Annotated in this window: 20 protein-coding genes; 10 read left to right on the forward strand and 10 right to left on the reverse strand. The window is 69.4% G+C overall.

Annotated elements, in window-relative coordinates:
* Nucleotides 1-2: 2 nt before the first annotated feature.
* The gene (locus NA3_RS04585) at nt 3-485 is read right to left on the reverse strand and encodes a cation:proton antiporter regulatory subunit (RefSeq protein WP_062962309.1); all 483 of its coding nucleotides are present in this window, start codon (nt 483-485) and stop codon (nt 3-5) included.
* 15 nt (nt 486-500) lie between these two features.
* Entirely contained in the window at nt 501-875 is a 375-nt protein-coding gene (locus NA3_RS04590; RefSeq protein ID WP_062962403.1) for a DUF952 domain-containing protein, read from the reverse strand.
* Nucleotides 876-1309: 434 nt separating this feature from the next.
* Between NA3_RS04590 and NA3_RS04595 the strand changes: the two genes are divergently transcribed.
* Nucleotides 1310-1504 carry a DUF7455 domain-containing protein gene (locus tag NA3_RS04595; RefSeq protein ID WP_030517230.1) on the forward strand — a complete coding sequence of 65 codons (195 nt, stop codon included), beginning with the start codon at nt 1310-1312 and terminating at the stop codon, nt 1502-1504.
* A gap of 65 nt (nt 1505-1569) precedes the next feature.
* On the opposite strand, the gene NA3_RS04600 is transcribed toward NA3_RS04595, so the two are convergent.
* Complete coding sequence (locus NA3_RS04600; RefSeq protein ID WP_084491150.1) at nt 1570-2313, reverse strand: TetR/AcrR family transcriptional regulator; 744 nt, start codon at nt 2311-2313, stop codon at nt 1570-1572.
* Between the two features lie 147 nt (nt 2314-2460).
* On the opposite strand from NA3_RS04600, the gene NA3_RS04605 reads away from it, so the two are divergent.
* Both NA3_RS04605 and NA3_RS04610 read left to right on the forward strand, forming a co-directional pair.
* On the forward strand, nt 2461-4173 hold the full coding sequence (locus NA3_RS04605; RefSeq protein WP_062962310.1) for a DEAD/DEAH box helicase: 1713 nt from the start codon (nt 2461-2463) through the stop codon (nt 4171-4173).
* Between the two features lies 1 nt (nt 4174).
* On the forward strand, nt 4175-4765 hold the full coding sequence (locus NA3_RS04610; RefSeq protein ID WP_062962311.1) for an SWIM zinc finger family protein: 591 nt from the start codon (nt 4175-4177) through the stop codon (nt 4763-4765).
* Between the two features lie 74 nt (nt 4766-4839).
* On the opposite strand, the gene NA3_RS04615 is transcribed toward NA3_RS04610, so the two are convergent.
* Nucleotides 4840-5577: an SDR family oxidoreductase gene (locus NA3_RS04615; RefSeq protein ID WP_062962312.1), complete on the reverse strand. Its 738-nt coding sequence runs from the start codon at nt 5575-5577 to the stop codon at nt 4840-4842.
* 102 nt (nt 5578-5679) lie between these two features.
* Between NA3_RS04615 and NA3_RS04620 the strand changes: the two genes are divergently transcribed.
* Entirely contained in the window at nt 5680-6294 is a 615-nt protein-coding gene (locus NA3_RS04620; RefSeq protein WP_062962313.1) for a TetR/AcrR family transcriptional regulator, read from the forward strand.
* 66 nt (nt 6295-6360) lie between these two features.
* Here NA3_RS04620 and NA3_RS04625 read toward each other — a convergent pair whose 3' ends face one another.
* Nucleotides 6361-8082, reverse strand: a complete 1722-nt coding sequence (locus tag NA3_RS04625; RefSeq protein WP_227995034.1) for a DEAD/DEAH box helicase — start codon at nt 8080-8082, stop codon at nt 6361-6363.
* Nucleotides 8083-8264: 182 nt separating this feature from the next.
* Between NA3_RS04625 and NA3_RS04630 the strand changes: the two genes are divergently transcribed.
* Nucleotides 8265-9464: a YihY/virulence factor BrkB family protein gene (locus NA3_RS04630; RefSeq protein WP_084491154.1), complete on the forward strand. Its 1200-nt coding sequence runs from the start codon at nt 8265-8267 to the stop codon at nt 9462-9464.
* Between the two features lie 33 nt (nt 9465-9497).
* Here NA3_RS04630 and NA3_RS04635 read toward each other — a convergent pair whose 3' ends face one another.
* The gene (locus NA3_RS04635; protein WP_062962406.1) at nt 9498-9731 is read right to left on the reverse strand and encodes a DUF3039 domain-containing protein; all 234 of its coding nucleotides are present in this window, start codon (nt 9729-9731) and stop codon (nt 9498-9500) included.
* A 276-nt stretch (nt 9732-10007) separates the two neighbouring features.
* On the opposite strand from NA3_RS04635, the gene NA3_RS04640 reads away from it, so the two are divergent.
* The 3 genes from NA3_RS04640 (at nt 10008) to NA3_RS04650 (ending at nt 13157) form a co-directional block, all read left to right on the forward strand.
* Entirely contained in the window at nt 10008-10424 is a 417-nt protein-coding gene (locus tag NA3_RS04640; RefSeq protein WP_084491208.1) for a DUF3099 domain-containing protein, read from the forward strand.
* A 66-nt stretch (nt 10425-10490) separates the two neighbouring features.
* Nucleotides 10491-12065 carry a DUF7782 domain-containing protein gene (locus tag NA3_RS04645; protein WP_084491157.1) on the forward strand — a complete coding sequence of 525 codons (1575 nt, stop codon included), beginning with the start codon at nt 10491-10493 and terminating at the stop codon, nt 12063-12065.
* A 123-nt stretch (nt 12066-12188) separates the two neighbouring features.
* Complete coding sequence (locus NA3_RS04650; RefSeq protein ID WP_030517242.1) at nt 12189-13157, forward strand: sigma-70 family RNA polymerase sigma factor; 969 nt, start codon at nt 12189-12191, stop codon at nt 13155-13157.
* 195 nt (nt 13158-13352) lie between these two features.
* Here the strand turns inward: NA3_RS04650 and ppc are convergent, their stop codons facing one another.
* The 3 genes from ppc to NA3_RS04665 all read right to left on the reverse strand — a co-directional run bounded on the left by ppc (nt 13353) and on the right by NA3_RS04665 (nt 20144).
* Nucleotides 13353-16139, reverse strand: a complete 2787-nt coding sequence (gene ppc, locus NA3_RS04655; RefSeq protein ID WP_128145360.1) for a phosphoenolpyruvate carboxylase — start codon at nt 16137-16139, stop codon at nt 13353-13355.
* 80 nt (nt 16140-16219) lie between these two features.
* The gene (locus NA3_RS04660; protein ID WP_062962315.1) at nt 16220-18919 is read right to left on the reverse strand and encodes a bifunctional acetate--CoA ligase family protein/GNAT family N-acetyltransferase; all 2700 of its coding nucleotides are present in this window, start codon (nt 18917-18919) and stop codon (nt 16220-16222) included.
* The gene (locus NA3_RS04665) at nt 18912-20144 is read right to left on the reverse strand and encodes an acetoin utilization protein AcuC (protein ID WP_062962316.1); all 1233 of its coding nucleotides are present in this window, start codon (nt 20142-20144) and stop codon (nt 18912-18914) included. The genes NA3_RS04660 and NA3_RS04665 overlap by 8 nt, the downstream gene beginning before the upstream one ends.
* Before the next feature lie 251 nt (nt 20145-20395).
* Between NA3_RS04665 and NA3_RS04670 the strand changes: the two genes are divergently transcribed.
* Nucleotides 20396-21082 carry an iron-dependent transcriptional repressor DtxR gene (locus tag NA3_RS04670; protein WP_062962317.1) on the forward strand — a complete coding sequence of 229 codons (687 nt, stop codon included), beginning with the start codon at nt 20396-20398 and terminating at the stop codon, nt 21080-21082.
* Nucleotides 21083-21085: 3 nt separating this feature from the next.
* The gene (gene galE / locus NA3_RS04675; RefSeq protein WP_062962318.1) at nt 21086-22066 is read left to right on the forward strand and encodes a UDP-glucose 4-epimerase GalE; all 981 of its coding nucleotides are present in this window, start codon (nt 21086-21088) and stop codon (nt 22064-22066) included.
* Nucleotides 22067-22101: 35 nt separating this feature from the next.
* Here galE and NA3_RS37525 read toward each other — a convergent pair whose 3' ends face one another.
* Nucleotides 22102-23397, reverse strand: a complete 1296-nt coding sequence (locus NA3_RS37525) for a DUF4192 domain-containing protein (protein WP_167354956.1) — start codon at nt 23395-23397, stop codon at nt 22102-22104.
* Nucleotides 23398-23950 lie beyond the last annotated feature (553 nt).

Genomic DNA, 23950 nt, shown 5'->3' on the forward strand with positions numbered 1-23950 from the left:
GCTCACCCGCCGGTCAGAATCTCGAGCGCCTCGTCGAGGCCCTGCGGGGTTCCGACCACGACCAGCAGGTCGCCCGCCACGAGCACGAAGTCCGGACCGGGCGAGGGATAGATCTGCCCGGCCCGCATCACGGCGACGATCGACGCCTTGGTGCGGGTGCGCAGGCGGGTGTCGCCGAGTGCACGCCCCGAATACGGGGATTCGTCACCGATCGGGAGCTGGCGGGTGGTGATGCCCGGCAGATCGCGATGATCGTCTTTGAGCTTCTCCACCAGCTGCGGCGCGCCGAGCAGATTGGCGAGTACGGCCGCTTCATCGACGGTCAGTGGCACCTGCGCGGCGCAGTCGTCGGGGTCGTCGTGTTTGGAGACGATGAGATCGATACCACCGTCACGATGCGCGACAACTCCGATCCGGCGCCCGGATCGCGCCTCGAAGTCCTTTCGGACGCCGATTCCGGGCAGCTGTGTCACATCGACGTTCACGAAATCCAGCCTAGATCAAGCACTTCGAGAGGCCGGCCACTGATCCGGGTCCGCGGTGAGTGCCGGAAATGTCCCTTTTTCATCAGGAGCATAGTAACTGGTGCCCACCACCGCCGTGACGGGAAGCGGGCCGTAGAGGTGTGGAAAGCGCATCGAGCCCGGATCGCCGGCGACGCCCGGCTCCCAGCGCAGCGGCGCGCTCAGGCAGGTGACGTCGATCCAGAGCAGCATCATATCGTCGCGCCCGGCGAACAACCGGTTCGCCGGCAGATGCACCTGGTGCGGCGCGGACAGATGCAGGAACCCCTCGGACTCGAGCGAGGGTGCCACACGTTCGCCGATTCGCTGCGCCTGCTCCCACTCCGCGGGCGTACAGAGATGAACCAGCATGCGCCCGTTGGTGTTTTCGGTATTCGCGGCGGCGGGGGCAACGTTGTCGGCAGTCACGGCTGCACCATACCCAGCGTGGCGCGCGCGACCCGCCGAACAGAACGAAGCGGACGTTTTGATTGAGCGGTTGATTGTCGGTGGGCGCGGGTAATCTGCGAACAGACAACTGGATCGGCCTTTTTCCGAAGTGTTGAACCACAGGTGGTGAACCGAGGTTCCCAAGGATGGCCATGGTGTTCGCCCACAGCGAAATACCTGGTCATGTTAGGGAAAACACATACAAACATCTTCGGGAACAAAGCCCCCGTCCCGAACGTCTGACAGAGTAGTCATCAGCCACTGCTGGGAAGTAGCGGTAGCGAGCCCGCGGAAGGGACCGCGGGCCCCACACCAGGCGAACGGCTTTCTGCGCCGGGAGCCAGGACGGAGGAGTCATGCCAGGAACACTGACAAGCACCCCACTGACTGCGGTCGATCGTTGCGACCGCTGCGGTGCGGCCGCGCGCGTGCGCGCGACACTTCCCGCCGGTGGCGAGTTGCTCTTCTGCCAGCACCACGCGAACGAGCACATGGAGCGCCTGCGCGAACTGGAGGCAGTCATCGATACCGAGTCCGCACCGGCACTGTAGGCCGGCTCCTCACGTCCCCTGTCAGCCAAGGGCGGCCTTCGGGCCGCCCTTTTTCGTGTCTCCGCTCACAGGGGTACGAGTCCGTCCAGCAGGCGGGCCAGTCCGTACTCGAAGGCGCCGTCGGGATCTCCGGGGGCCTGATACTGCTCCCCCACCGCGGTGCCCACCCGCTCCGCGAGGGGAAACGACTGCCCCGCCATCGCCTCGGCGAGCAGCGGCCCGTACGCCTCCCACCAGCGCGCATCGCTCATCTCGTCGGCGCCACGCCGGGCCGCGACCGCCGTGCGAGCATTGCCGGTCGCGAAATCGGACAGCACGGCGATGGTCCGGTCCATGTCGACATCGGACAGCCCCGATCCGTCCAGCGCACTCAACTGCCGTTCGTAGCGTCGTAGCCGCCCCGGCCCCAGATCCAGCCGCCACGGCGGCACCTCCAGGAGCCACGGGTGGGCGAGCAGTTCCGCGCGCACGCCGCGCGCGATGGCCGCCAGACGCTCACGCAGGGGCGCGGCCGGATCGATCGGCGCGTCCTCGTCGGCCACCCTGTCGACCATCGCGATGATCAGCGCCTGCTTGTCCGGGACGTAGGTGTAAAGGCTCATCGGCCCCAGCCCGAGTGCCGTGGCCACCGCACGGATGGACACCGCACCGTAGCCGTCGCGGTCGGCGATCCGGACCGCGGTGCGGATCACCTCGTCCACCTCGACCGTCTGCTTCGGCCCGCGTAACCCGGGGCGGGCCGGGAGTTCGCGGCGCCACAGCAGGGCGATCACCTGTCGCGCCCGGTCGGAGGCGGATTTCTGGGCCACAACACTCCTCAGGGAATCTCATTACACTGTACGGGGTTATAATACTCCGTACACTATACGTAGATAAGCGAGGGTCCTCTGCACACCACACACGCCACCTATCTGCCCGACCGCCATACGTTCGCCCTGTGGCATCGGGACGACCCGATGATCGACGCCCCGCCGTCCGGTGTGCGCGACACCGTCCGGCTCGCCGTGCCGGAGCCCGGCGGCACCGCGATCGGAGTGAGCGAGGTCACCTGCGCCGTGGTCGACGCCGATCAACTCGCCGCGGTCGAGGTGGGCCGCGCCGGTTCGTCACTGTCGGCCTGGCAGCGTGTCGCGCGAGAGGCGGGCGGGCCGGAGCTGTTGCCCGCCGCCGCCCACGCCGTCCCCAATGCCGCGGCCACCGCGATCGTCTCCGCCGACCGAGCGGTGCGGGCCTACCGCGAGACCGAGGACATCGTGCGGACGTTGCGCGAACCGCTGCGCGCGCGATTGCGGCCCTATCAGGCGCGCGGCATCTCCTGGCTGCACCGGACCACCGCCGAATACGGCGGCGCGGTGCTCGCCGACGAGATGGGACTGGGAAAGACCGTGCAGGCCATCGGCTTTCTGCTCGGACGCGCCGCGTCCGGCCCGCAGCTGGTGGTCTGCCCGACCTCGCTGGTCGGCAACTGGGTTCACGAGATCACCCGCTTCGCGCCCGGCCTGCGCCCGATCGCCTGGCGGGGTGGGGAACTCGTCGCGCCAGGGCCCGATGCGGTGCTCGTCACCGGATATCCGACGCTGCGCGGCCACGGACCTGCACTGGCCGACATCGACTGGGCCACCGCGATATTCGACGAGGCACAAGTGCTGAAGAATCCCCGCACGCAGGTGTCGCGGGCGGCGCGCGCCGTGCCGGCGCGGGCGCGGGTCGCCTTGACCGGTACGCCCGTGGAGAACCATCTCGACGAACTGTGGGCGTTGCTCAATCTGGTCACCCCCTCGGCGTTCACGCACAAGGCGCAGTTCCGGCGGCGCTACGTGCGTCCCATCGAGGAGGGTTCCACCGCGGCCGCGCAGCGCCTGCACGACACCATCGAGCCGATCGTGCTGGCCCGGCGGAAAATTCAGGTGGCCGCGACCTTGCCACCGAAGATCCGCACCGATCTGGTCTGCGATCTGACCGCGGAACAACGGCGCCTCTACGACGAGTTGCTCGACCGCGCCGAGACCGACGGATTCGGTGTGGGCGCCGAACGCAACGCGCGCGTGCTCGCCGCGCTGACCAGCCTGAAGCAGGTCTGCAACCACCCCGGGCTGATCACCGGCGATCTCGACGAGCTCACCGGGCGCAGCGGAAAATTCGACGTCTGCTCCGATATCCTCGCCAACAACCTCGAACTGGATTGCCCGACATTGGTTTTCACCCAATACCGGCGCACCGGGGAGTTACTGGCACGCCACTGCGCCGAGCGCTTCGGAGTCGAGGCGCCGGTCTTCCACGGCGGTCTGTCGCAGCGCGACCGCGGTGCGATCGTCACCGCTTTCCAGAGCACCGGCGGACCGCCGATCCTGATTTTGAGCCTGCGGGCCGCCGGAACCGGCCTGACCCTGACCCGCGCCGCGGACGTGGTGCACTACGACCGCTGGTGGAATCCCGCGGTCGAGGCGCAGGCCTCGGACCGCGCACACCGCATCGGGCAGACCCGCACGGTCACGATCACGACCCTCACCAGCGCCACCACCGTCGAGGAACATATCGCCGGCATGCACGATCGGAAATCCGCGCTGGCCGGACTCGGCGCCGGCGACGGACGGTCGGCGGTGGCCCGGCTGGCCCGGTTGGACGACGACCACCTCCTGGCCGTGTTGCGCCGGAAGCGAGGCAATTGACATGCCCGACAACGAATTCGGTTACACGCCGTGGGGTATGGGATGGGTGCGGCTGGCGGAGCCGATCCGGACGGCACGCCCCGAGCCGCTGCTGCCCCGCGCACGCAGTATCGCCCGCAACGGCGGCGTGAACCTGAAGATCGACGGCACCACGGTCTCGGCGCACATCCACCGCGGCGGACAGGCATCGGTGACCCTGCTGGAGATCGCCCCACTACCGGCATCCGCGGTGAACGCCATGGCCGAGCACATTCCCGCGCACCTGGTCCAGCTCACCGATGAGGTGTACGCCGCCCTCACCGCCGCCGGCCTGGCCCCGATACCGCGACTCGATGCGACCGACTGCTCGTGTTCGGCCCGCACCCCACGCTGCCTGCACCTGCTGGCCACCTGCTACGCCCTCGCCCGAGCGGTGGACGAGAACCCCTGGCTGTCATTGGATCTGCAGGGCTACCGGTCCGGGGGCGCCGAGGAGAGCACGGCGGACGCCCCGCCCGCGCGGTGGACGCCGCTCGATTCCCTGGACCCCGCAACGTTTTTCACCGGCGTACCGGCGGGTGAGCAGGTGCGCCGACGCTCCTGCACCGGTTAGGCGAGCGCCGCTGCCGCCCGACTGGGGCGGCCGCCGTCGTGCGGGCCCGCACAGTCCGGCCCGCACGACGGGATTCAGGCGTTGGTGCCGCCGTCGACAGTGAGGGTCGCACCGGTCAGCCGGGCGCCCGACGGACCGGCGAGGAAGGCTACGACCCCCGCGACGTCGTCGGCCTCACCGAAGCGGCCGAGCGCCGAATGCCGTAGCTGGTTCTCGGCGTGGGCCGACGCGGCCGGATTCATATCGGTGTCGGTCGAGCCCGGCTGGACCAGGTTGACCGTGATCCCGCGCGGGCCCAGCTCCCGCGCGAGGGCTCGGGTGAATCCGTTGAGCGCGGATTTGCTGAGGTTGTAGAGCGTCAGCCCCTCGAACAACGCGCGCTCGGACAGGTTCGAGCCGATGCTGATGATGCGCCCGCCGCGTTCCATGTACGCCAGGGCGGCCTGCGCCGCGACGAACGCGGCCCGGGCGTGGATGTGCAGCGCCTCGTCGATGTCGGCGACGGTGAAATCGGTGAACGGCTTGGCCGGGAAGATGCCCGCGTTGTTGACCAGGACGTCGACTCCGCCCAGTTCCGCGGCGGTGTGATGGACCGCCGCGGCGACCTGCCCGGCATCGGCACTGTCGGCTCGCACCGCGATCGCGCGCCGCCCGAGCGCCCGGATATCGGCGGCCACCTCCTCGGCCGCCTCGGCCGCGCCGCGGTACGTCAGCGCCACGTCCATGCCGTCGGCGGCCAGGCGCCGCGCGATCGCGGCGCCGATGCCCCGGCTACCTCCGGTCACGAGGGCCACGGTGGTCGACTCGCTCATCTGCACTCCAATTCTGTGTCGATCAATACAGAAATAGACAAGCAGGTCGGCCGGCGGTCCGTCAAGAGATATATTTAGTGATCGACACAGAAAGAGGATTCGATGGCCGAACGCGGACGACCGCGCGGATTCGATCGCGACATCGCGCTGCGGCGCGCCATGGAAGTGTTCTGGGAACACGGCTACGAGGGCGCCGCGATGAGCGACCTGACGTCGGCGATGGGGATCAATTCCCCCAGCCTGTACGCCGCCTTCGGATGCAAGGAGCAACTGTTCCGCGAGGCCGTCGAACTGTACGGCCGCACCGAAGGCGGGTACACCGCCCGCGCGCTCGACACCGCGCCGACCGCCCGCGCGGCCGTCGAGGCGATGCTGCGCGACAACGCGGCCGCCTACTGCGACCCCGCCACGCCGCGCGGATGTCTGGTGGTCGTCGCGGGCAATACGGCCGGGCCCCGCCACAGCGCCGTCCGCGATCTGCTCGCCGAGCGCCGCCGCCACACCACCGAAGCCGTGCGGCAGCGACTCGAGCGCGGCATCCACGACGGCGATCTACCGGCCGACACCGATTCCGAGGGTCTCGCCGACTTCTACACCGCCGTGCTGTTCGGGCTGTCGGTACAAGCGGGGGACGGGATGGACCTGCACCGGCTCGGCCGGACCATCGACCGGGCACTGCGGGCGTGGCCGGAATCCACGCCCGCCGACCAGGGCTGACGCGACTGGCCCGGCCCCCGAATAGCCTGCGGCCCAGGACTTTTGGCGGCGGCGTCGCGAGTACGGCTACATGCGCCGCAGCGCCGCGATGCGCTGGGACAGCTGATCGGCGGTCGCCAGCGCCGTCGGCGGCCCGCCGCATTCACGCCGGAGCTCGCCGTGGATCACCCCGTGCGGCTTACCGGTGCGGTGATGATGCATGGCGACCAGCGAATTGAGTTCGCGCCGCAACTCCCCCAGCCGGTCGGCGGTCGCGACGCGTTCGGCCGCGGCCGCCGCCGAGGGCCCGGCGTCGGGCGCCTCCGCCACCGAGACGGCGGCGCTGCGTTCGCGGATCTGGCGGGTCTGGCGGTCGCGCAGCAGGGCCCGCATCTGATCGGCGTCCAGTAGGCCCGGAATGCCGAGGTAGTCGGCCTCCTCGTCGCTACCGGAGAAGGTCGCGGTCCCGAACGAGTCGCCGTCGTAGATCACCTGATCCAGTTCGGCGTCGGCCGCCAGCGCGACGAAGGCGCGTTCCTCCTCGCCCGGCTCGTCCTTCTGCTTGTTCGCATCGATCAGCAGCTCGTCGTCGAGGGCGTTCTTCTCCCGATGCGGCTTGCCGATGACGTGGTCGCGCTGCACCTCGAGCTGCGCAGCCAGATCCAGCAGCACCGGCACCGACGGCAGGAAGACGCTCGCGGTCTCCCCGGGCCGGCGCGCACGCACGAAACGGCCGATGGCCTGGGCGAAATACAGCGGGGTCGAGGCGCTGGTGGCATAGACGCCGACGGCCAGGCGCGGCACGTCCACACCTTCGGACACCATGCGCACGGCGACCATCCACGGGTCGGTGTTGTTGCTGAACTCCCCGATCCGCTGGGAGGAAGTGGGGTCGTCGGAAAGGACCACCGCCGGTTTGCTGCCCGAAATATGTTCCAGCAGTTCGGCGTAATCGCGGGCCTTCTCCTGATCGGTCGCGATGACCAGCCCACCGGCGTCGGGCATGCCGGTGGCGCGCAGCTGCCGCAGCCGGGTGTCGGCGGCGGTCAGCACCTTCGACATCCAGTCGCCGGCCGGGTCCAGCGCGGTGCGCCAGGCCCGGGCGGTCTGTTCGGCGCTCAGCGGTTCGCCCAGCCGGGCGGAATACTCCTCGCCCGCGCTGTCACGCCACTGCGCCTCACCGGAATAGGCGAGGAAGACCACCGGCCGGACCACGCCGTCGGCCAGGGCCTCGGAGTAGCCGTAGGTGTAGTCGGCACTCGACCGCGGAAATCCGGATTCGTCCGGTTCGTAGTTGACGAACGGAATCTGCGAATCGTCACTGCGGAAGGGAGTACCGGTGAGCGCCAGGCGGCGGGTGGCGTCGCCGAACGCCTCGGCCACCGCATCACCCCAGCTCTTGGCGTCACCCGCGTGGTGGATCTCGTCGAGAATCACCAGAGTCCGGCGATTCTCGGTCCGCACCCGGTGCTTGAACGGATGCGAGGCGACCTGGGCGTAGGTGACCACGACGCCGTGGAAATCGCCCGAGGTGCCGCCGGTGCTGTTGGAGAAGTTCGAATCCAGCTGGATGCCGATCCGGGCCGCCGCCGCCGACCACTGATGCTTGAGGTGTTCGGTAGGCGCGACCACGGTGACCTGGTCGACTGTGCGGTCGGTGAGCAGTTCGGTCGCCAGCCGCAGCGCGAACGTGGTCTTACCCGCCCCGGGCGTGGCCACGGCCAGAAAGTCACGTGGTTTGGTCGTCAGATATCTGGTGAGTGCTCTGCGCTGCCATGCTCGTAACGAACCGCCACCACCCGAAGTCACTCGACAGAGAGTAGCGACCGGCACCGACACCTAGCCAATTCGACACCACCTCGTCTGTCACGAATCCGGCGGCGGCCCGGCTCACCTCGTAGATCAGCGCGGGCCTGTGCGGCAGAACACTGACGACACGTTCGCCGCCCGTTGCTGCCGTCGCGTCACCGGTGGGCAATGCTGTACTCACGATGTGTTCCGACCGACCGGCCTCGACCTCCGGCGCAGCGCGATCCTGGCAGCGGCTGCGCGGCCGAGTCGTGGCCGTACTCCGGCGCCTCTGGCAGGTGATCACGCGAGTCGCCGAGAAGGCGTGGAGCGATTCGATCTTCGCCAAATCGGCCGCCGCCGCGTTCTGGCAGACGCTGTCGCTGGCGCCGCTGCTGCTCGGACTGCTGGGCAGTATCGGTTACGTCGGCGGCCTGTTCGGCCCCGATACCGCCCACATCGTCGAGGGCAAGATCGTCAGCTTCAGCCGCAACCTGTTCAGCACCAACGTCGTCGACGAGATGATCGCGCCGACCGTGCGCGACGTGCTGCAGCGCGGTCGCGGTGCGGTGGTCTCCGTGGGGTTCGTGCTGTCGCTGTGGGCGGGGTCCTCGGCGATGGCGACCTTCGTCGATTCCATCGTCGCCGCGCACGGGCAAGCCGACGCCCGCCATCCGGTCTGGCAGCGCATCTTCGCGCTCGGGTTGTATCTGCTGTTCCTGGTGGCGGCCGTGTTCGTGCTGCCGCTCGTCGCGTTGGGCCCGACCCTGATCGGCCGCGCGCTGCCGCCGGACTGGCGAGAACCGGGGCTGCGCCTGATCGACACCTTCTACTATCCGGCGGCCGGACTGCTGCTGATTGTGGGTCTGACCACGTTGTACAAGCTTGCGCTGCACCGGTCGCTGCCGTGGCATCGGCTCTTCGGCGGGGCGCTGGTGGCCGGGGTCTTCTTCATGGCGGCCAGCGACATCCTGCGCCGCTATCTGACCTACGCGGCGCGCGCCGGCGTCAGCTACGGGGCGCTGGCGACGCCGATCGCCTTCCTGCTCTTCACGTTCTTCCTGGCCTTCGCGGTGATTCTGGGCGCGGAGTTCAACGCCACCGTGCAGGAGTTCTGGCCGGCCCGGGCGACCCGGTTCGAACAGCTCAAGCAGTGGTGGGCCCGGCGCAAACACCCGCACGACGGCCGCGGCGACGAGGACGAGACGGCAGGGACCGACGCGGAACCTCCCGCGGAGCCGCCGCGGACTCAGCCCGAGGACCCGCGAACCGCGACGCCGCACCATTCGGAGGACCCGACGTCGACCGCTGCGCCCGGCGACCCCGCCAGTGATTCGGTCCGGCGCGCCGACCCCCGCCCGCCGTCCGTCATCGATCCCGGCCGCATCCGTCCCGCCGGATAACCGGCGACGAGCGGGCCTGACAGATGATTCCGGTCAGTCCTTCTTCATCATTTCGTAGATGCGTTTGCAGTCCGGGCAGACCGGCGAGCCGGGCTTGGCCGAGCGCGTCACCGGGAACACTTCGCCGCACAGCGCCACCACATGGGTGCCCATGACAGCACTTTCGGCGATCTTGTCCTTCTTCACGTAGTGGAAGTATTTGGGAGTATCGCTGTCGGTCGTCTCGTCGGTGGTCGTATCCGGACGAACCAGGGTGTCGGTGCTCACCTCATCGATTCTGCCATCGCCGCGCGAGGGTGGTGAGCGGGTGTCGCGAACCTCATCGAACACCCGGGGCCCGGCGGTGCTTGCGCCCCGGACGGCGCGTGTGCATTCGATCATGCGGAGTGGAAGACTCGACGTATGCAGCGTGACGGCGACTCCTCCGACCTACCGCCCGAGTCCCGGACGTCGGGCCCGGGACGGGTCGGTTCGGAGCAGGGCGACACACGCGCGGGCGAAGCCACCGGCTCCGCCAACACCGCCGAGGGCCCGGACGTCTCGATGCCGGCCGACGATCCGCAGCCTTCGGGCGCGACGTTCGAGCGTCGGCCACCCGGTTCGATTCCCCGTCCCACGCGGGCCTCGACCGGATATTTCCCCGGTGAGGACAAGCATCCGGTGTTGATCACCGAGGCCGCGCCCTCACTGGACCAGCAGCACCACGACCGCGTGAAGCGCTACATGATCCTGATGGGTTTCCGCATTCCCTGCCTGGTGCTGGCGGCGGCCGCGTACGGCCTGTGGAGCAATGCGCTGATCTCGCTGGCCATCATCGGCGTCTCCATCCCGCTGCCCTGGATCGCCGTACTCATCGCGAACGACCGGCCGCCGCGCAGCAAGGACGAGCCCAGCCGCTGGGACGAGCGCCGTGCGGCGAAAGCGCTCGAATCGGGACAGCATCGTTCCATCGACGGCTGAACGACGCCGACGACCTGCCCCGACCCGGCGAACACGGCACCCCGGACCAGGTGGCAGAGTTCTCGTGTGCCTGCCGACCGGACCACCGCCTCTCTGCTGACCGCCCTCGCACCCGCACTGCGCGCCGCGCTGACCCGGGTCCGCTACGACGCCGACACCGTGCTGGAGGCCATCGGCGACGACGCCCACGCCGCCCTGGGACGCTCCGAACCGGTACCGGTGCGACGGGCCGCACGCGACGCCGGTGAGCTCGGCACGCTGATCCGGCTGCTGCTGCTCGGTGACGCCCTGCCCGAACGGGAGGTGGCCGCGGCCTTCGCGCCGCTCGACCTCGACCGGGCCGTCGCCGCGGGTCTGCTCGAGCGCGACGGCGACTCGATCCGCGCCGCCCTGGACCTGCGGCCCCTGGATCTGGGTTCGGGCACCCGCTGGGTGCTGTCGGATCTCGACGATTCGATGCGGCGCCGCACGCTCAGCGCCGATCACGTGCTGGGCGTGGGCCAGGCGTCGCTGTCACTGCTGCGCGCGACGCCGACCGAACCCGTCGGATCCGTCCTGGATCTCGGCACCGGCTGCGGTGTGCAGGCGGTGCACGCAGCGGGCTATGCGAAGACGGTGACCGGCACCGACGTCAGTAGCCGGGCGCTGTGGCTGGCCGAGGCGACCGCCGCGCTCAACGACCTCGACATCGAGTTCGTCGAGGGGTCGTGGTTCGAGCCGGTGGCCGGGCGCCGCTTCGATCAGGTAGTGGCCAATCCGCCGTTCGTGGTCGGCCCGGCGCGGATCGAGCACACCTACCGCGATTCGGGCCTGGCCCTCGACGGCGCCAGCGAACTGGTCGTCTCCCAGGCGCCCGGCCTGCTGAACCCGGGCGGTACCGCGGCGATGCTCGCCTCCTGGGTGCACACCGGCGGCGCGGACTGGCGGGCCCGGGTGGCGAGCTGGCTGCCCGACCACGGGGTCGACGCGTGGATCGTGCAACGCGATGTGGCCGACCCGGCACTGTATGTCGGCACGTGGCTGCGCGATGCCGGCCTCGATCCGCGCGATCCCGAGGCCCAGCGACGGGCCGCCCAGTGGCTGGCCGCCTTCGATGCGGCGGAGGTGCAAGGCATCGGCTTCGGCTTCGTCTACCTGCGCGCGATCGACGGGGCCACCGAAGTGCTCGCCGAGGATCTCACCCACGGTTTCGACGACCCACTCGGCGCGGAGGCACCGGCCTACTTCCGCCGCTCGGCGTGGCTGCGGACGGTCCTGGCGGACAACGACGTCGCCTGGCGGGCGCGGTTCACCGTGGATGCCGCCACCGCGCTCGAACGCGTACTGCTGCCGGGCGCCGAGGGCTGGCAGGAGCGCGTGGTCCGGCTGCATCGCGGTGACGGGCCCCGCTGGCAGCACGAGATCGACGACACGCTGGCGGCGCTGCTCGCGGGAATGCGGCCCGGCGGACTGCCGTTGGAAGAACTGGTCGAATTGCTCGCAATCGGCCACACCGGCGACACCGCCACACCGCAATTCCGAGCCGAGGCGTTGTCGGCGGTCACCGGACTGGTCCGGCACGGACTGATCACACCGGAAGAACTCGACGCGACCGCAACCGACGTCAGGCCCTCCCCCGTGTCCGCGGAGTTCCCTTCTTAAGAACTTCTCAGACGGAGGATGTGAAAGCCGCAGCTCAGCACGGTTTATCGGCGCCAAGGCGGGGAACTTTCCCAGTGTCGGGTCCGTTGTTCGGAGTGAGACACCACCGACAGGAGGCAAGTCATGACAAGCCCCGCCACCACTGGAGTGCGCGCCATCGATTCGGACCTCGACGCCCAGAGCCCCGCAGCCGACCTGGTACGTGTGTACCTGAACGGGATCGGTAAGACCGCGCTGCTCACGGCCGCCGACGAGGTCGAATTGGCCAAGCGCATCGAGGCGGGCCTCTATGCCCAACACCTGTTGGAGACCGGCAAGCGGCTCTCGGCGACCCGCAAGCGGGATCTGGCGATCCTGGTCCGCGACGGCCAGGCCGCCCGTCAGCATCTGCTGGAGGCCAACCTCCGCCTGGTCGTATCGCTGGCCAAGCGCTACACCGGCCGCGGTATGCCGCTGCTGGATCTGATCCAGGAAGGCAACCTGGGCCTGATCCGTGCGATGGAGAAGTTCGACTACGCCAAGGGTTTCAAGTTCTCCACCTACGCCACCTGGTGGATCCGTCAGGCCATCACCCGCGGTATGGCCGATCAGAGCCGCACCATCCGCCTCCCCGTGCATCTGGTGGAACAGGTCAACAAGCTGGCCCGGATCAAGCGGGAACTGCATCAGCAGCTCGGCCGCGAGGCCAGTGACGAGGAGCTGTCGGCCGAGTCGGGTATTCCGGTGGAGAAGATCGCCGATCTGCTCGACCACAGCCGCGACCCGGTGAGCCTGGACATGCCGGTCGGCAACGACGAGGAAGCCCCGCTGGGCGACTTCATCGAGGATTCGGAAGCGACCTCCGCCGAGAGCGCCGTCATCGCCGGGCTCATGCACCGCGACGTGCGCAGCGTGCTGGCCACCCTGGACGAGCGCGAACAGCAGGTCATCCGGCTGCGTTTCGGCCTCGACGACGGCCAGCCGCGCACCCTCGACCAGATCGGCAAACTGTTCGGTCTCTCGCGTGAGCGCGTGCGCCAGATCGAGCGCGAAGTCATGGCCAAGCTCCGCAAGGGTGAGCGGGCGGACCGCCTGCGCGCCTACGCCAGCTAGGTCACACAGACGCTGGGCCGCCCGGAATCCGGCCCAGCACCATCCCGGTGACCGGATAGCGTGGTCACCTCCGCTGCGCCGGCCGACGCCGGTGTGCCCTTCCCCCTCCGGGGCACATCCGTCGGCCGGCGTGCTGTATCGATCCGTCGCCCATCCCTGTCGCGAATCCCCTTGCCGCCTCGGCGAATCGGGTGATTATCCCGAATTGCGCAGGGCGGTGGCCAGGCCGTTCATGGTGAGCAGGATGCCGCGCTCGACCAATTCCGATTCGTCTCCCGCACGCCTGCGCCGCAGCAAATCCACCTGCATCTGGTTCAGCGGTTCCAGATACGGGAAGCGATTGCGAATGGATTCGGCCAGCGCCGGATTGTCCGAGAGCAACTGATCGCTGCCGGTGATCGCCGCGTGCACCTGCACCGTGCGGTCGAATTCCTCGCGGATCATGCCGAAGATGGTGGTGCGCAATGTCGTATCCTCGACCAGCTCGGCGTAGCTGGCGGCGATATCCATATCCGCCTTGGCCATCACCTGCGCCAGGTTGGACATCACGGTGCGGAAGAACGGCCACCGCCGATACAGGTCGCGCAGGGTCTGCCAACGATCGGAATCCGTACCGGCCCACTCCTGGATGGCGGAGCCGGTGCCGTACCAGCCCGGCAGCATGACCCGCGACTGGCTCCACGCCATCACCCAGGGAATGGCCCGTAGATCCGATACCGAATTGGTGGGTTTGCGCGACGCGGGCCGGCTGCCGAGATTGAGGTCGGCGACCTCCGCGATGGGCGTGGAAGCCCGGAAGTAGTCGACGAAGCCGGGCGTCCGATGCACCAGTCGCGCATAGGCCTCGCGCGCCGCGTCCGCGAGCTCCTCGAACACTTCGTAGGCCGCCTCGGCGCCGGACCCCAGACCCTCGACATCCAGCAGCGACGATTCCAGCGTGCCCGCGACCAGAGACTCCAGATTGCGGTGGGCCGAACCGGATTCGGCGTATTTGGTGGAGATCACCTCGCCCTGTTCGGTCAGGCGCAGCGAACCGCGCACCGCGCCCGCCGGTTGGGCGAGGATCGCGTCGTAGCTGCGGCCGCCGCCGCGGCCGACGGTCCCGCCCCGGCCGTGGAACAGCCGCAACCGGATTCCGGTCTTGCGGGCGGTTTCGACCAGATCGAGTTCGGCGCGGTACAGCGCCCAGTTCGCCGCCAGGTATCCGCCGTCCTTGTTGGAGTCGGAATAGCCGAGCATCACCTCCTGCGCCATCGCGCGGGCGGCGACCAGCCGGCGGTAGGCCGGAACCTCCAGTGCCGCGGCCAACGTCGCCGCGCCACCGCGCAGATCGTCGATCGTCTCGAACAGCGGAACCACGCCGACCGGGGAGTGAGGTGGGGTCTGATCGTCGCCGGGATCGAGAATTCCGGCCTCCTTCAACAGCAGCGCCGCCTCGAGCATGTCGCTCACCGAGGTGCACATACTGATGATGTAGTTGGGCACGGTATCGGGCCCGAGCGCGTCGATCGCGGCGCGGGCCGCGCGAACCACCCCGAGTTCCTTGGTGGCGAGTTCGCTGAGCCGGGCGTGCGGGCCCAGCAGCGGGCGGCGCGTACTCAATTCGTGTGCCAGCAGCTCGATTCGCTCCGGTTCGGAGAGGCTGCGGTAATCCGCGTGCACACCCGACCAGGCCAGCAGCTCGGCCACGACCTGCTCGTGCACCTCCGAGTTCTGGCGCATGTCCAAGCCCTGCAGGTGGAATCCGAACGTCTCCACCGCGCCGCGCAGCGCGGCCAGGCGGTCATCGGCCAGCAGGCCGTCCCCCGATTCGCGCATGGAGGCGTCGATGGTGTTCAGATCGTCCAGGAGCTGCGCCGGGCCCTCGTACGGAGCGGCGCGGTCGAGCTGCTCACCGGGCAGTTCGAGCACCGAGGGGAATTCGGCCGCCGAACCGAGCGCGCGCTGCGCGGTCGCGGCCACCCGAAGCCGAATGCCGCGGATCGCGCGACGGTACGGTTCGTCGGCGCGCTGCGGTGAATCGTCACCCGCGGCATCGGCCAGCCGGGACAGTTCCGGAGTGATCGCGACCAGCCGGATCGACTGCGACAGCGACTTCTCCAGGGCGACGAGCTCTTTCAGATAGTGGCCGAAGATCACCGTGGCAGCCCGTCGGGTAGCGCGTTCCACCACCTCGCCCGTCACGTTCGGGTTGCCGTCGCGGTCGCCGCCGATCCAGGAACCGGGCCGCAGGATCGGCCGGGCGAGCAGATCGTATCCGGGCCACCGCGCCCGCAGCGCCTCGCGGACCTCGGCGTTGATCCGCGGAATCACCTCGAGCAAGGTGAGGTCGTAGTAGCGCAGTCCGACCTCGATCTCGTCGGAGATCCGCAGCCGCGCGAGGCGGATCAGCGCGGTGCGCCACAGCGTGAGGATCTGGCGGCGGATGTCGTGGTCGATCGCGGCGTACTCGGGCTCGTCCTCGCGATACCGCGCCCGCTGCCGCATCAGTTCGGTGATGCGGGCCTGGACGTCGAAGACCGTGCGACGGCGCGTCTCGGTGGGGTGGGCGGTGATCACCGGCGAGACCAGCGCGTCGTCGAGTACCTCCGCGGCGACCGCGCCGTCGACGCGGGCATGGTCGAGGGCCCGATAGGTCGCGGCCAGGCTGGATTCCTGAGGTGCCTCGCCGGCGGCGACGTGGACCGCGCGGCGGCGGTCACGCTGCAGATCCTCGGCGAGGTTGGCCAGCAGCAGGAAATGGCTGAACGCCCGGATCAGGGGGATCGCCACCGGCAGCTCGGTATCGCGCAGCATCTCCGCGACCGCGCTGCGTTCCACTTCCGACCGCCGTACCCGGAAGGCCTCGACCCGCACCCGCTCCACGAGGTCGAACACCTCGGGGCCTTCGTGGTCGCGGATGGTCTCGCCCAGGATCGCGCCGAGAAACCGAATATCGTCCCGCAGGGGCGCCGTAGCGCTCTCGATCTGATCTTCGCGCATACGGCCAGTATCGACCATGCCGGCCGACCGGCCGCGGTGGCGCTGGTCACGGCGGGATGGCGGGCCGGGCGTGCGAGGACTCACACCAGGCGGCGCGGCCCGATGTCGAAGCGGCTCGGTTCCGGGCCGATCCGCACCCGCGCGTACAGGATCGCGGCGCCCTCCGGCGAGGCCAGCACCGGCTCCACCGACAATTCCCGCACCTCCGGCAGATCATCGCACAGCGCCGAAATGCGTTGTGCCAGTGCGGCCAACGCCTTCTTGTCCACCGGTTCGCCGATGGTGCGGCCCGATCCGGCCTGCCCGTCGAGCAGCGGGGCGGCGCGCGGCGCGTCGATCAGTTCCACCGCCTCGGCCTCGGTCAGGGGAAGGGCGCGGTAGGCGCGGTCGCCGAGCAGGTCGATGATGGTCCCGGAGAGACCGAATCCGATGACGGATCCGAACGACGGATCGTCCTGCACCCGCAGCACACACCCCACCCCCTTGGTCGCCATCTTCTGGATGTGCACGACCGCGTTGCCGGTCAGCTCCGCCAGATCGGTGTAGGCGCGCCGGACCGCGGTGTCGCGCCACAGATCGAGGCGGACACCGGTGAAATCGGGCCGGCTGCGCCACATTTCGCCGGTGGCCTTGGCGGCGACGGGATATCCCAATTCCGCGGCCGCCGCGACGGCGGACTCGGGATCACGGGTTTCCCGGAATTCCACCACTCGAATGCCGTAGCAGGCGAGCAGTTCCGCGGCCTCCAGATCGCCGAGCCACTCCCCGTCGGGATCGCGAGACATCCACTGCTCCACCAGCTCTCGCGCCCGCGCGACCTCGAGACCGTCCGGCCGCACGACCAGAGAAGCCGGGCGAGTCCGCCACGCCGCGTACCGCCGCACCCGCGCGAGCGCCCGTGCCGCGCGTTCCGGATCGGGGTAGGACGGAATGGAACCGCGGTCGACGATGCCGCCGGCGCCGCGCACGGTGAGCAGATTCGGCATGCCGTGATCGGCGACGAAAGTAGTCAGCACGGGCTTGCTGCCATCCTGCGCGCCCGCTCGAATCGCCTCGGCGAAGGCGGTCACCGCCGCCGGCACCGGCGGCGCGAAGATGACGATGACGGCGTCGACCTCGGCGGAATCCATCGCACTCGCGACGGCGGTCAGGTAGTCGGCGGGTTCGGCCTGCGGCCCCAGATCGGTCGGCTCCCCCACCTCCAGCCCCTCCCCGCGCGCCGCGTCCACCGCCAGCCAGCCCAGAGCGGCGCTGTTGCCGATCACCGCGAGCCGCGGGCCGTCCGGCAGCGGCTGATAGGCCAGCAGCATGGCACAGTCGAACAGTTCGGCGATCGTATCCACCTGCACGATTCCGGCCTGGGCGAACAGATCGCGCTCCACCGACCGTTCCAGACCGCTGACCGGCACATTGGCCGCGTTGCGGCCGCTGCTCACCGCCACCACCGGCTTGGTGCGGGCCACCCGGCGCGCGATGCGGGAGAACTTGCGCGGATTGCCGAACGTCTCCAGATACAGCAGCACGACGTCGGTGTCGGGATCGGTATCCCAATACTGCAACAGGTCGTTGCCCGATACGTCGGCGCGATTACCGGCCGAGACGAAGGTCGACAGACCCAGCTTGCGCGCGGCCGCCTCAGCCAGGATGGCCGCGCCCAGCGGTCCGGACTGGCAGAAGAATCCGACTCGGCCGCGCCCCGGCAGCACCGGTGCCAGTGTCGCGTTCAGCGAGACCGCCGGATCGCTGTTGGCGATACCGAGCGCACTCGGTCCCACCACGCGCATGCCGTGACGGCGGGCGGCGTCGACCAGATCGCGCTCGGCGTGGAAGCCGGCCGGCCCGGTTTCGGAGAATCCGGCGGTCAGCACGACCAGGCCTTTGACCCCCTTGGCCATACAGTCGTCGAGGACGGATTTGATCTCCTCGGCCGGTACGGCGACCACCGCCAGATCCAGTTCGTCGGGGATGTCGTGCACGGTCGGGTAGGCGCGCACACCGCGTACGGAGTTCCGGTTCGGATTCACCGGGTACACCGGGCCCTGGAACACCCCGGACAGCAGATTCGCCAGCACCGCCCCGCCGACCCGGCTCGCCGCCGGGGTGGCGCCGATGACCGCGATCGAGCGGGGGGCCAGCAGATTGCCGACACTGCGCGCCTCCGAGGCCCGCTCCCGCGAATCCCGCACCGACAACAGCGCTTCGGTGGGGTCGATGGCGAATTCGAGGTGCAACACCGACCCGTCGCGGCTGCGCTGCACCTGGTATCCGGCCTCCCGGAACACCGTGACCATGGTGTGGTTCTCGGCGAGCACCTCGGCGACGAAGGTCTCGATGTCGTTCTCGGCGGCCGCACCGGCCAGATGCTCGAGCAGAATCGATCCCAGTCCACGGCCCTGATGCTCGTCGGCGACGACGAACGCCACCTCCGCCGCACGGGGGCCTTCGCGGTCGGTGAGCAATTCGTAGCGGCCGACCGCGATGATCACCGACCCCAGCTCGATGACCAGCCCCACCCGGTTGTGGTAGTCCACGTGGGTGGTGCGGTACAGATCCTTCGGTGTCATCCGCGGATAGGGTCCGAAATACCGCAGGTAGCGGGTGCGATCGGACAGCGCCGCGTGGAAGGCCTGCATCGGCTCCGCGTCGGCGGGGGTGATCGGGCGCAGCCGGACCACACCGCCGTCGGCGGCGAGCACGTCGGCGAACCAATGCTGCGGAGGCGGCGGCGGATCGGCGGGAGTGCTCTCGGCGTCCGGTGTGGTGGCGGATGATTCAGTCACGGGGGTCCTCCGGGTCCAGGCCCAGCAATCCGTAGGTCGCGCGGCGGGTGGCGAGCACCGAGGTGTCGATCGCGCGCTGCGCGCGGTCGACAGTGGCGTCGCCGGTGTCGATCGCACCGCCCGGCCCCTCCCACGGGGTGTAGGTGGTGTCGCCGCCGTCGCCCATCGTGGTCGGCGCCGGCACGGTCGGGGCGTAGGCGCGCACCAGCTCACGCCAATCCTCGGGGATGACGGTCCCCGGATCGATCTCGCGATCCAGCGCTATCGCCAGCAGATGGGTCCACGCTCGCGGCACCACCCGGACCACCCCGTAACCGCCGCCCCCCACGGCCAGCCAGCGCCCTTCGGCATACCGGTCCGCGAGTTCACGCATGGCGCGAAACGCCGCGCGCTGGCCGTCGACAGTGAGTTCGAGGTCGGCGAGGGGGTCTTCGCGATGGCTGTCGACGCCGCACTGGCTGACCACCAGCTGCGGCCGGAACGCGGCCAGCGCGCCGGGCACCACGGCGTGAAATCCGCGCAGCCACTGCGCATCCCGGGTGCCGGGCAGGACGGCCAGGTTGATCGCGGTACCTTCCGCCGAGCCCGCGCCGATCTCCTCGGGCCAGCCGGTGTTGGGCCACAGCGTCGCCGGATGCTGATGCAGCGAAATCGTCAGCACGCGGGGATCGTCGTAGAAGGCGCGCTGCACGCCGTCGCCGTGGTGCACGTCGACGTCGACGTAGGCGATGCGGTCGAAGCCGTTGTCCAGCAGCCACGAAATGGCCACCGCCACATCGTTGTAGACGCAGAACCCCGATGCCGCGTCGGGCATGGCGTGATGCATGCCACCCCCGATGCTCACCGCCCGCCGGGTGCGGCCGGCCGCGATTTCCCCGGCGGCGGCGAGGGTTCCGCCGACGATCACCGAGGCCGCCTCGTGCATATGGGGGAAGACGGGATTGTCCATCGAGCCCAGCCCGTGCGGGGGTGCGGCCGGCGGTATGGCGCCCGGGAGTGCGGGAACGGCGTGGCGCACCGCGTCGAGATAGGCGGCGGTGTGGATGCGCAGCAGCTCACCGTCGCCGGCCGGGCCGGGCGCGAGGGTTTCGATGCCGTCGAGCAATCCGAGACTGCGCGCGAGTGCCATCGTGAATCGGAGCCGCGCCGGTTTCATCGGATGCTCCGGGGTCCAGGTGTAGTCGAGGAAGCGGTCGGTCCACACCACGGCGGCGTCGTCTGCCATAACGTCACGCTAGCCCACCGCGCCCCATCGCCGTGGCGTTGCTCGCACCGGCGCGGACACGGGAAGCAGACCACCCGAGTTGTCGTTGTCATGCAGTAGAAATGCAAGACGACACCGGGCGCGCCTGTCGCCCGCGCGCATCCGGTCGCGCGCGCAGGTATCGGCGATGTTCGTGCAGGACGTGCGAAATATGCTGAGGCCGATTGCGCAGCCGGGCGTGGGTAGAATTCGTGCCGACGAAGGGGTAACAGGTGAAGGATCTGGTGGACACCACGGAGATGTATCTCCGTACCATCTACGACCTCGAGGAGGAGGGCGTGGTGCCGCTGCGGGCGCGTATCGCCGAGCGCCTCGAGCAGAGCGGCCCGACGGTGAGTCAGACGGTCGCGCGGATGGAGCGCGACGGTCTGCTGATGGTCGCCGGTGACCGGCACCTCGAACTCACCGACAAGGGCCGCGCGATGGCCGTCGCGGTCATGCGTAAACACCGGCTGGCCGAACGGTTGCTGGTCGACGTGATCGGGTTGGACTGGCAGAACGTGCACGCCGAGGCCTGCCGCTGGGAGCACGTGATGAGCGAGGAGGTGGAACTGCGTCTGCTCGAGGTGCTCAACCACCCCACCACCTCGCCCTACGGCAACCCCATCCCCGGCTTGGACGAGCTCGGCGTCAACTCCATCCATTCCGGTGAGGAGACCCTGGTCCGGCTCTCCGATCTGCCGCCGGGCCAGGTTTCGGCGGTCGTCGTGCGCCGATTGTCGGAACATATCCAGGCCGATCCGGATGTGATCGGGCAGCTGCGGGAGGCGGGGGTGGTCCCCGACGCCCGCGTGACCGTCGAGACCAAGCCGGGTGTGGTGATCATCTCGGTGCCCGGGCACGTCGGTTTCGAACTGTCCGACGAGATGGCCCACGCGGTCCAGGTCAGGCTGGCCTGACGGATGAAACTTCTGGTGACCGGCGGTGCCGGATATGTCGGCGGAGTGTGCGCCCAGGTACTCGTTCAGGACGGCCACGAGGTCGTGGTGGTCGACGATCTGTCCACCGGCAACGCCGAGGGCGTGCCGGCCGGGGCGAAATTCGTCGACGGGGACATCGCGACCACGGGTGTCGAGCTGATCGAATCCGAATCCTTCGACGGTGTGCTGCATTTCGCGGCGCAGTCGCTGGTCGGTGAATCGGTGCAGCAGCCCGAGAAGTACTGGTACGGCAATGTGGTGAAGACACTGGCGCTGCTGGAGGCGATCCGCCGCACGCAGACCCCGCGGCTGGTGTTCTCCTCCACCGCGGCGGTCTATGGTGAGCCGGAACAGGTTCCGATTCTCGAATCCGCCCCGACCCGGCCGACCAACCCCTACGGTGCCTCGAAACTCGCGATCGACCACGCGATCACCTCGTACGCCGTGGCCCACGGTCTGGCCGCGACGAGCCTGCGGTATTTCAACGTCGCCGGCGCGTACGGCGGGCTCGGCGAGAACCGCGTCGTGGAAACCCATCTCATCCCGCTGATCCTGCAAACGGCTCTGGGGCATCGGGATTCGATTTCCGTCTTCGGCACCGACTACCCGACGCCGGACGGCACCGCGGTGCGCGACTACATCCACATTCGTGATCTCGCGAACGCCCATGCGCTGGCGCTGGCGCAGTCGCGGCCCGGAGAACATCGCATCTTCAACCTCGGCAGCGGAACGGGTTTCTCGGTGCGCGAAGTGATCTCGGCCTGCGAGCGTGTCGTCGGCCGGCCCATTCCGGCGGTGGACGCGCCGCGGCGCGCCGGTGATCCGGCGGTGCTGATCGCCTCGAGCGCCAAGGCGATCGATGAACTCGGCTGGCAGCCCGAACACAACGATCTCGACGAAATCGTCTCCGACGCTTGGGATTTCCTCACCTCGCTCGGCGACCGCGCGCACAGCGCTCGCTGACCCGCGCGGTCCCCGCGACCGCGGCCGGGCAGATGTCATCGCGACTCCGCTTCGGTAGGCGGTTCGCCGGGATCGGCGATGACGAGGTCGACACCGAGGCCGGCGGCGATATCGCGGCCGCTGACGGCGAGTTTGCGCACATCACCGGGGCGCATGCCGGTGCGTAGCGCCGCATCCAGCAGTCGCGCGATGCGGTGCGCCGGGTCGGCCTGCAGTGCCGCCTCGAACGCCACGCCTGCCAGCGGCCCGTCGCCGCGGGTGTAGGCGCTGTAGCCGAACAGGGTGGCCAGTTCGGCCCGGTCAGGTCCGGTGAGGCCACGGCAGGCCCGAGACCACAGCGCTTCGGCCGCGGCGGCATGTTCGCCCAGTGCCACCGCGAACAGTGAATCGCGCACCGCGGTGTCGCGCACCGCGACAGCCAGATCCGCGAGTTCGCGTGGATCGAGATCATCGCCTGATTCGACGGTGCTGATCTGCCACAACACCATGTCCAGGGCCGCGCGGCTGTACGAGCGCGGCTCACCGGCACGCAGTGCGCGCCGGAATCGCAGTCTGGCCGCCTCCGCGGCGCTGTCGATCGCCGCGTCGACCGCCATCCCCAGCCGCGTGTCCTCCGCGACCGCGACCGTGAGTTCGTCGCGCGAGCCCCGGATGGGACGGCCGTCGAGAACCTGGGCGAGCGCGACCGGCGAGGCCGCCGGATCCGCTTGTGTCCCGGCGGTGTCCGGATCGAGCACACTCCACCACTCCGCGCCCGGGGCGATCTCGGCCACGGCCCAGACTTCCGCGAGGAGTACGTCCTGGCTCTGCAGCGCGCCGTCGAGCACACGTACCAGGTCGCGATGCCGGGCCGCGCGCCGCCCGGCGCGGCCCGCTCGCGGTGCCGTCGCACGATCGTCGACGATCAGCGTCACCACACCGACGGCCTGTTCCTGACCACAGATGGCCGCCAGCTGGCCGGCCAGTCGCATCCAAGCCCCGCATCCGGCTACGTCGAGGTCGTGCCGGGCCACCGCTCCGAGATACACCGCGCCCGGATATTTCTGCGACCGCAGCAGCAGACATGCCACCAGCGAACGCTGCGGGCGAAATCCCAGCAGGGCAGGCACGGCCGCGATGAACTCCGCCGGTTCGCTCATGGTCAACGCCGTCGCCGCCCACCGCTGTCCGGCACGTGCGTCCCGGATGCCACGTTCCTCCACGTCGTCGGCTCGGTCACCGGACATGCCATCGTCGCCCGGGCCGGACGAGCCCGCTTCGTCGTCGCCGCCGAAACCGTCCCCGGCGCCGGGCAATGTCGAATCCGGTCCGGTGGATGCCGCGTTCTTCACGCTCGTAGCGGGTCGCGGCGACGTATCATCCTGCGGCGGTATCGGTTTCGCTGTCTCGCTACCGGGGTCCACCACGTCGTCCGCGGTATGCGGGGCAGCGTATTCCTCGTCACCGCTGTCGTTTCCGCGGATATTCGCACGCGGCCGAATTACCCGGCCGGCCGCGCAGTGCATTCGCCGCTGCGGCGTGATCGAGTCGCCGTCACAGCCGTACTCGGCGCCGACGCCCTCGCGCACGGCAGCGCATCGGGCGCCGGCACACGAGTCTCGCGGCAGGCCCGCACCTGTGCTGCTGTGAATGGTGCCGCACCGCAACGAAAACGGTTCCGTGCCGGCCGCCCCCGTTCCGCCCGCCGTGCGAACGATTCCGACCCGTGAGCGGCACACCCGGTTCGCGCATCCGGCGATGTACCGCGACGAAGGTGGCGACGCGGTGCCGCACTCATCAGCGGTAGTGGCTTCGGTCTCCGCGTCCTCGGCGTCTTCTGCGGCCTGCCCGACCTTCCTCGGATCGCCCGCGGTGGCTGAGGTGCTCTCCCGGCCCGGCACGCCC

The sequence above is a fragment of the Nocardia africana NBRC 100379 genome, assembly GCF_001612635.1.
GTDB lineage: Bacteria > Actinomycetota > Actinomycetes > Mycobacteriales > Mycobacteriaceae > Nocardia > Nocardia africana.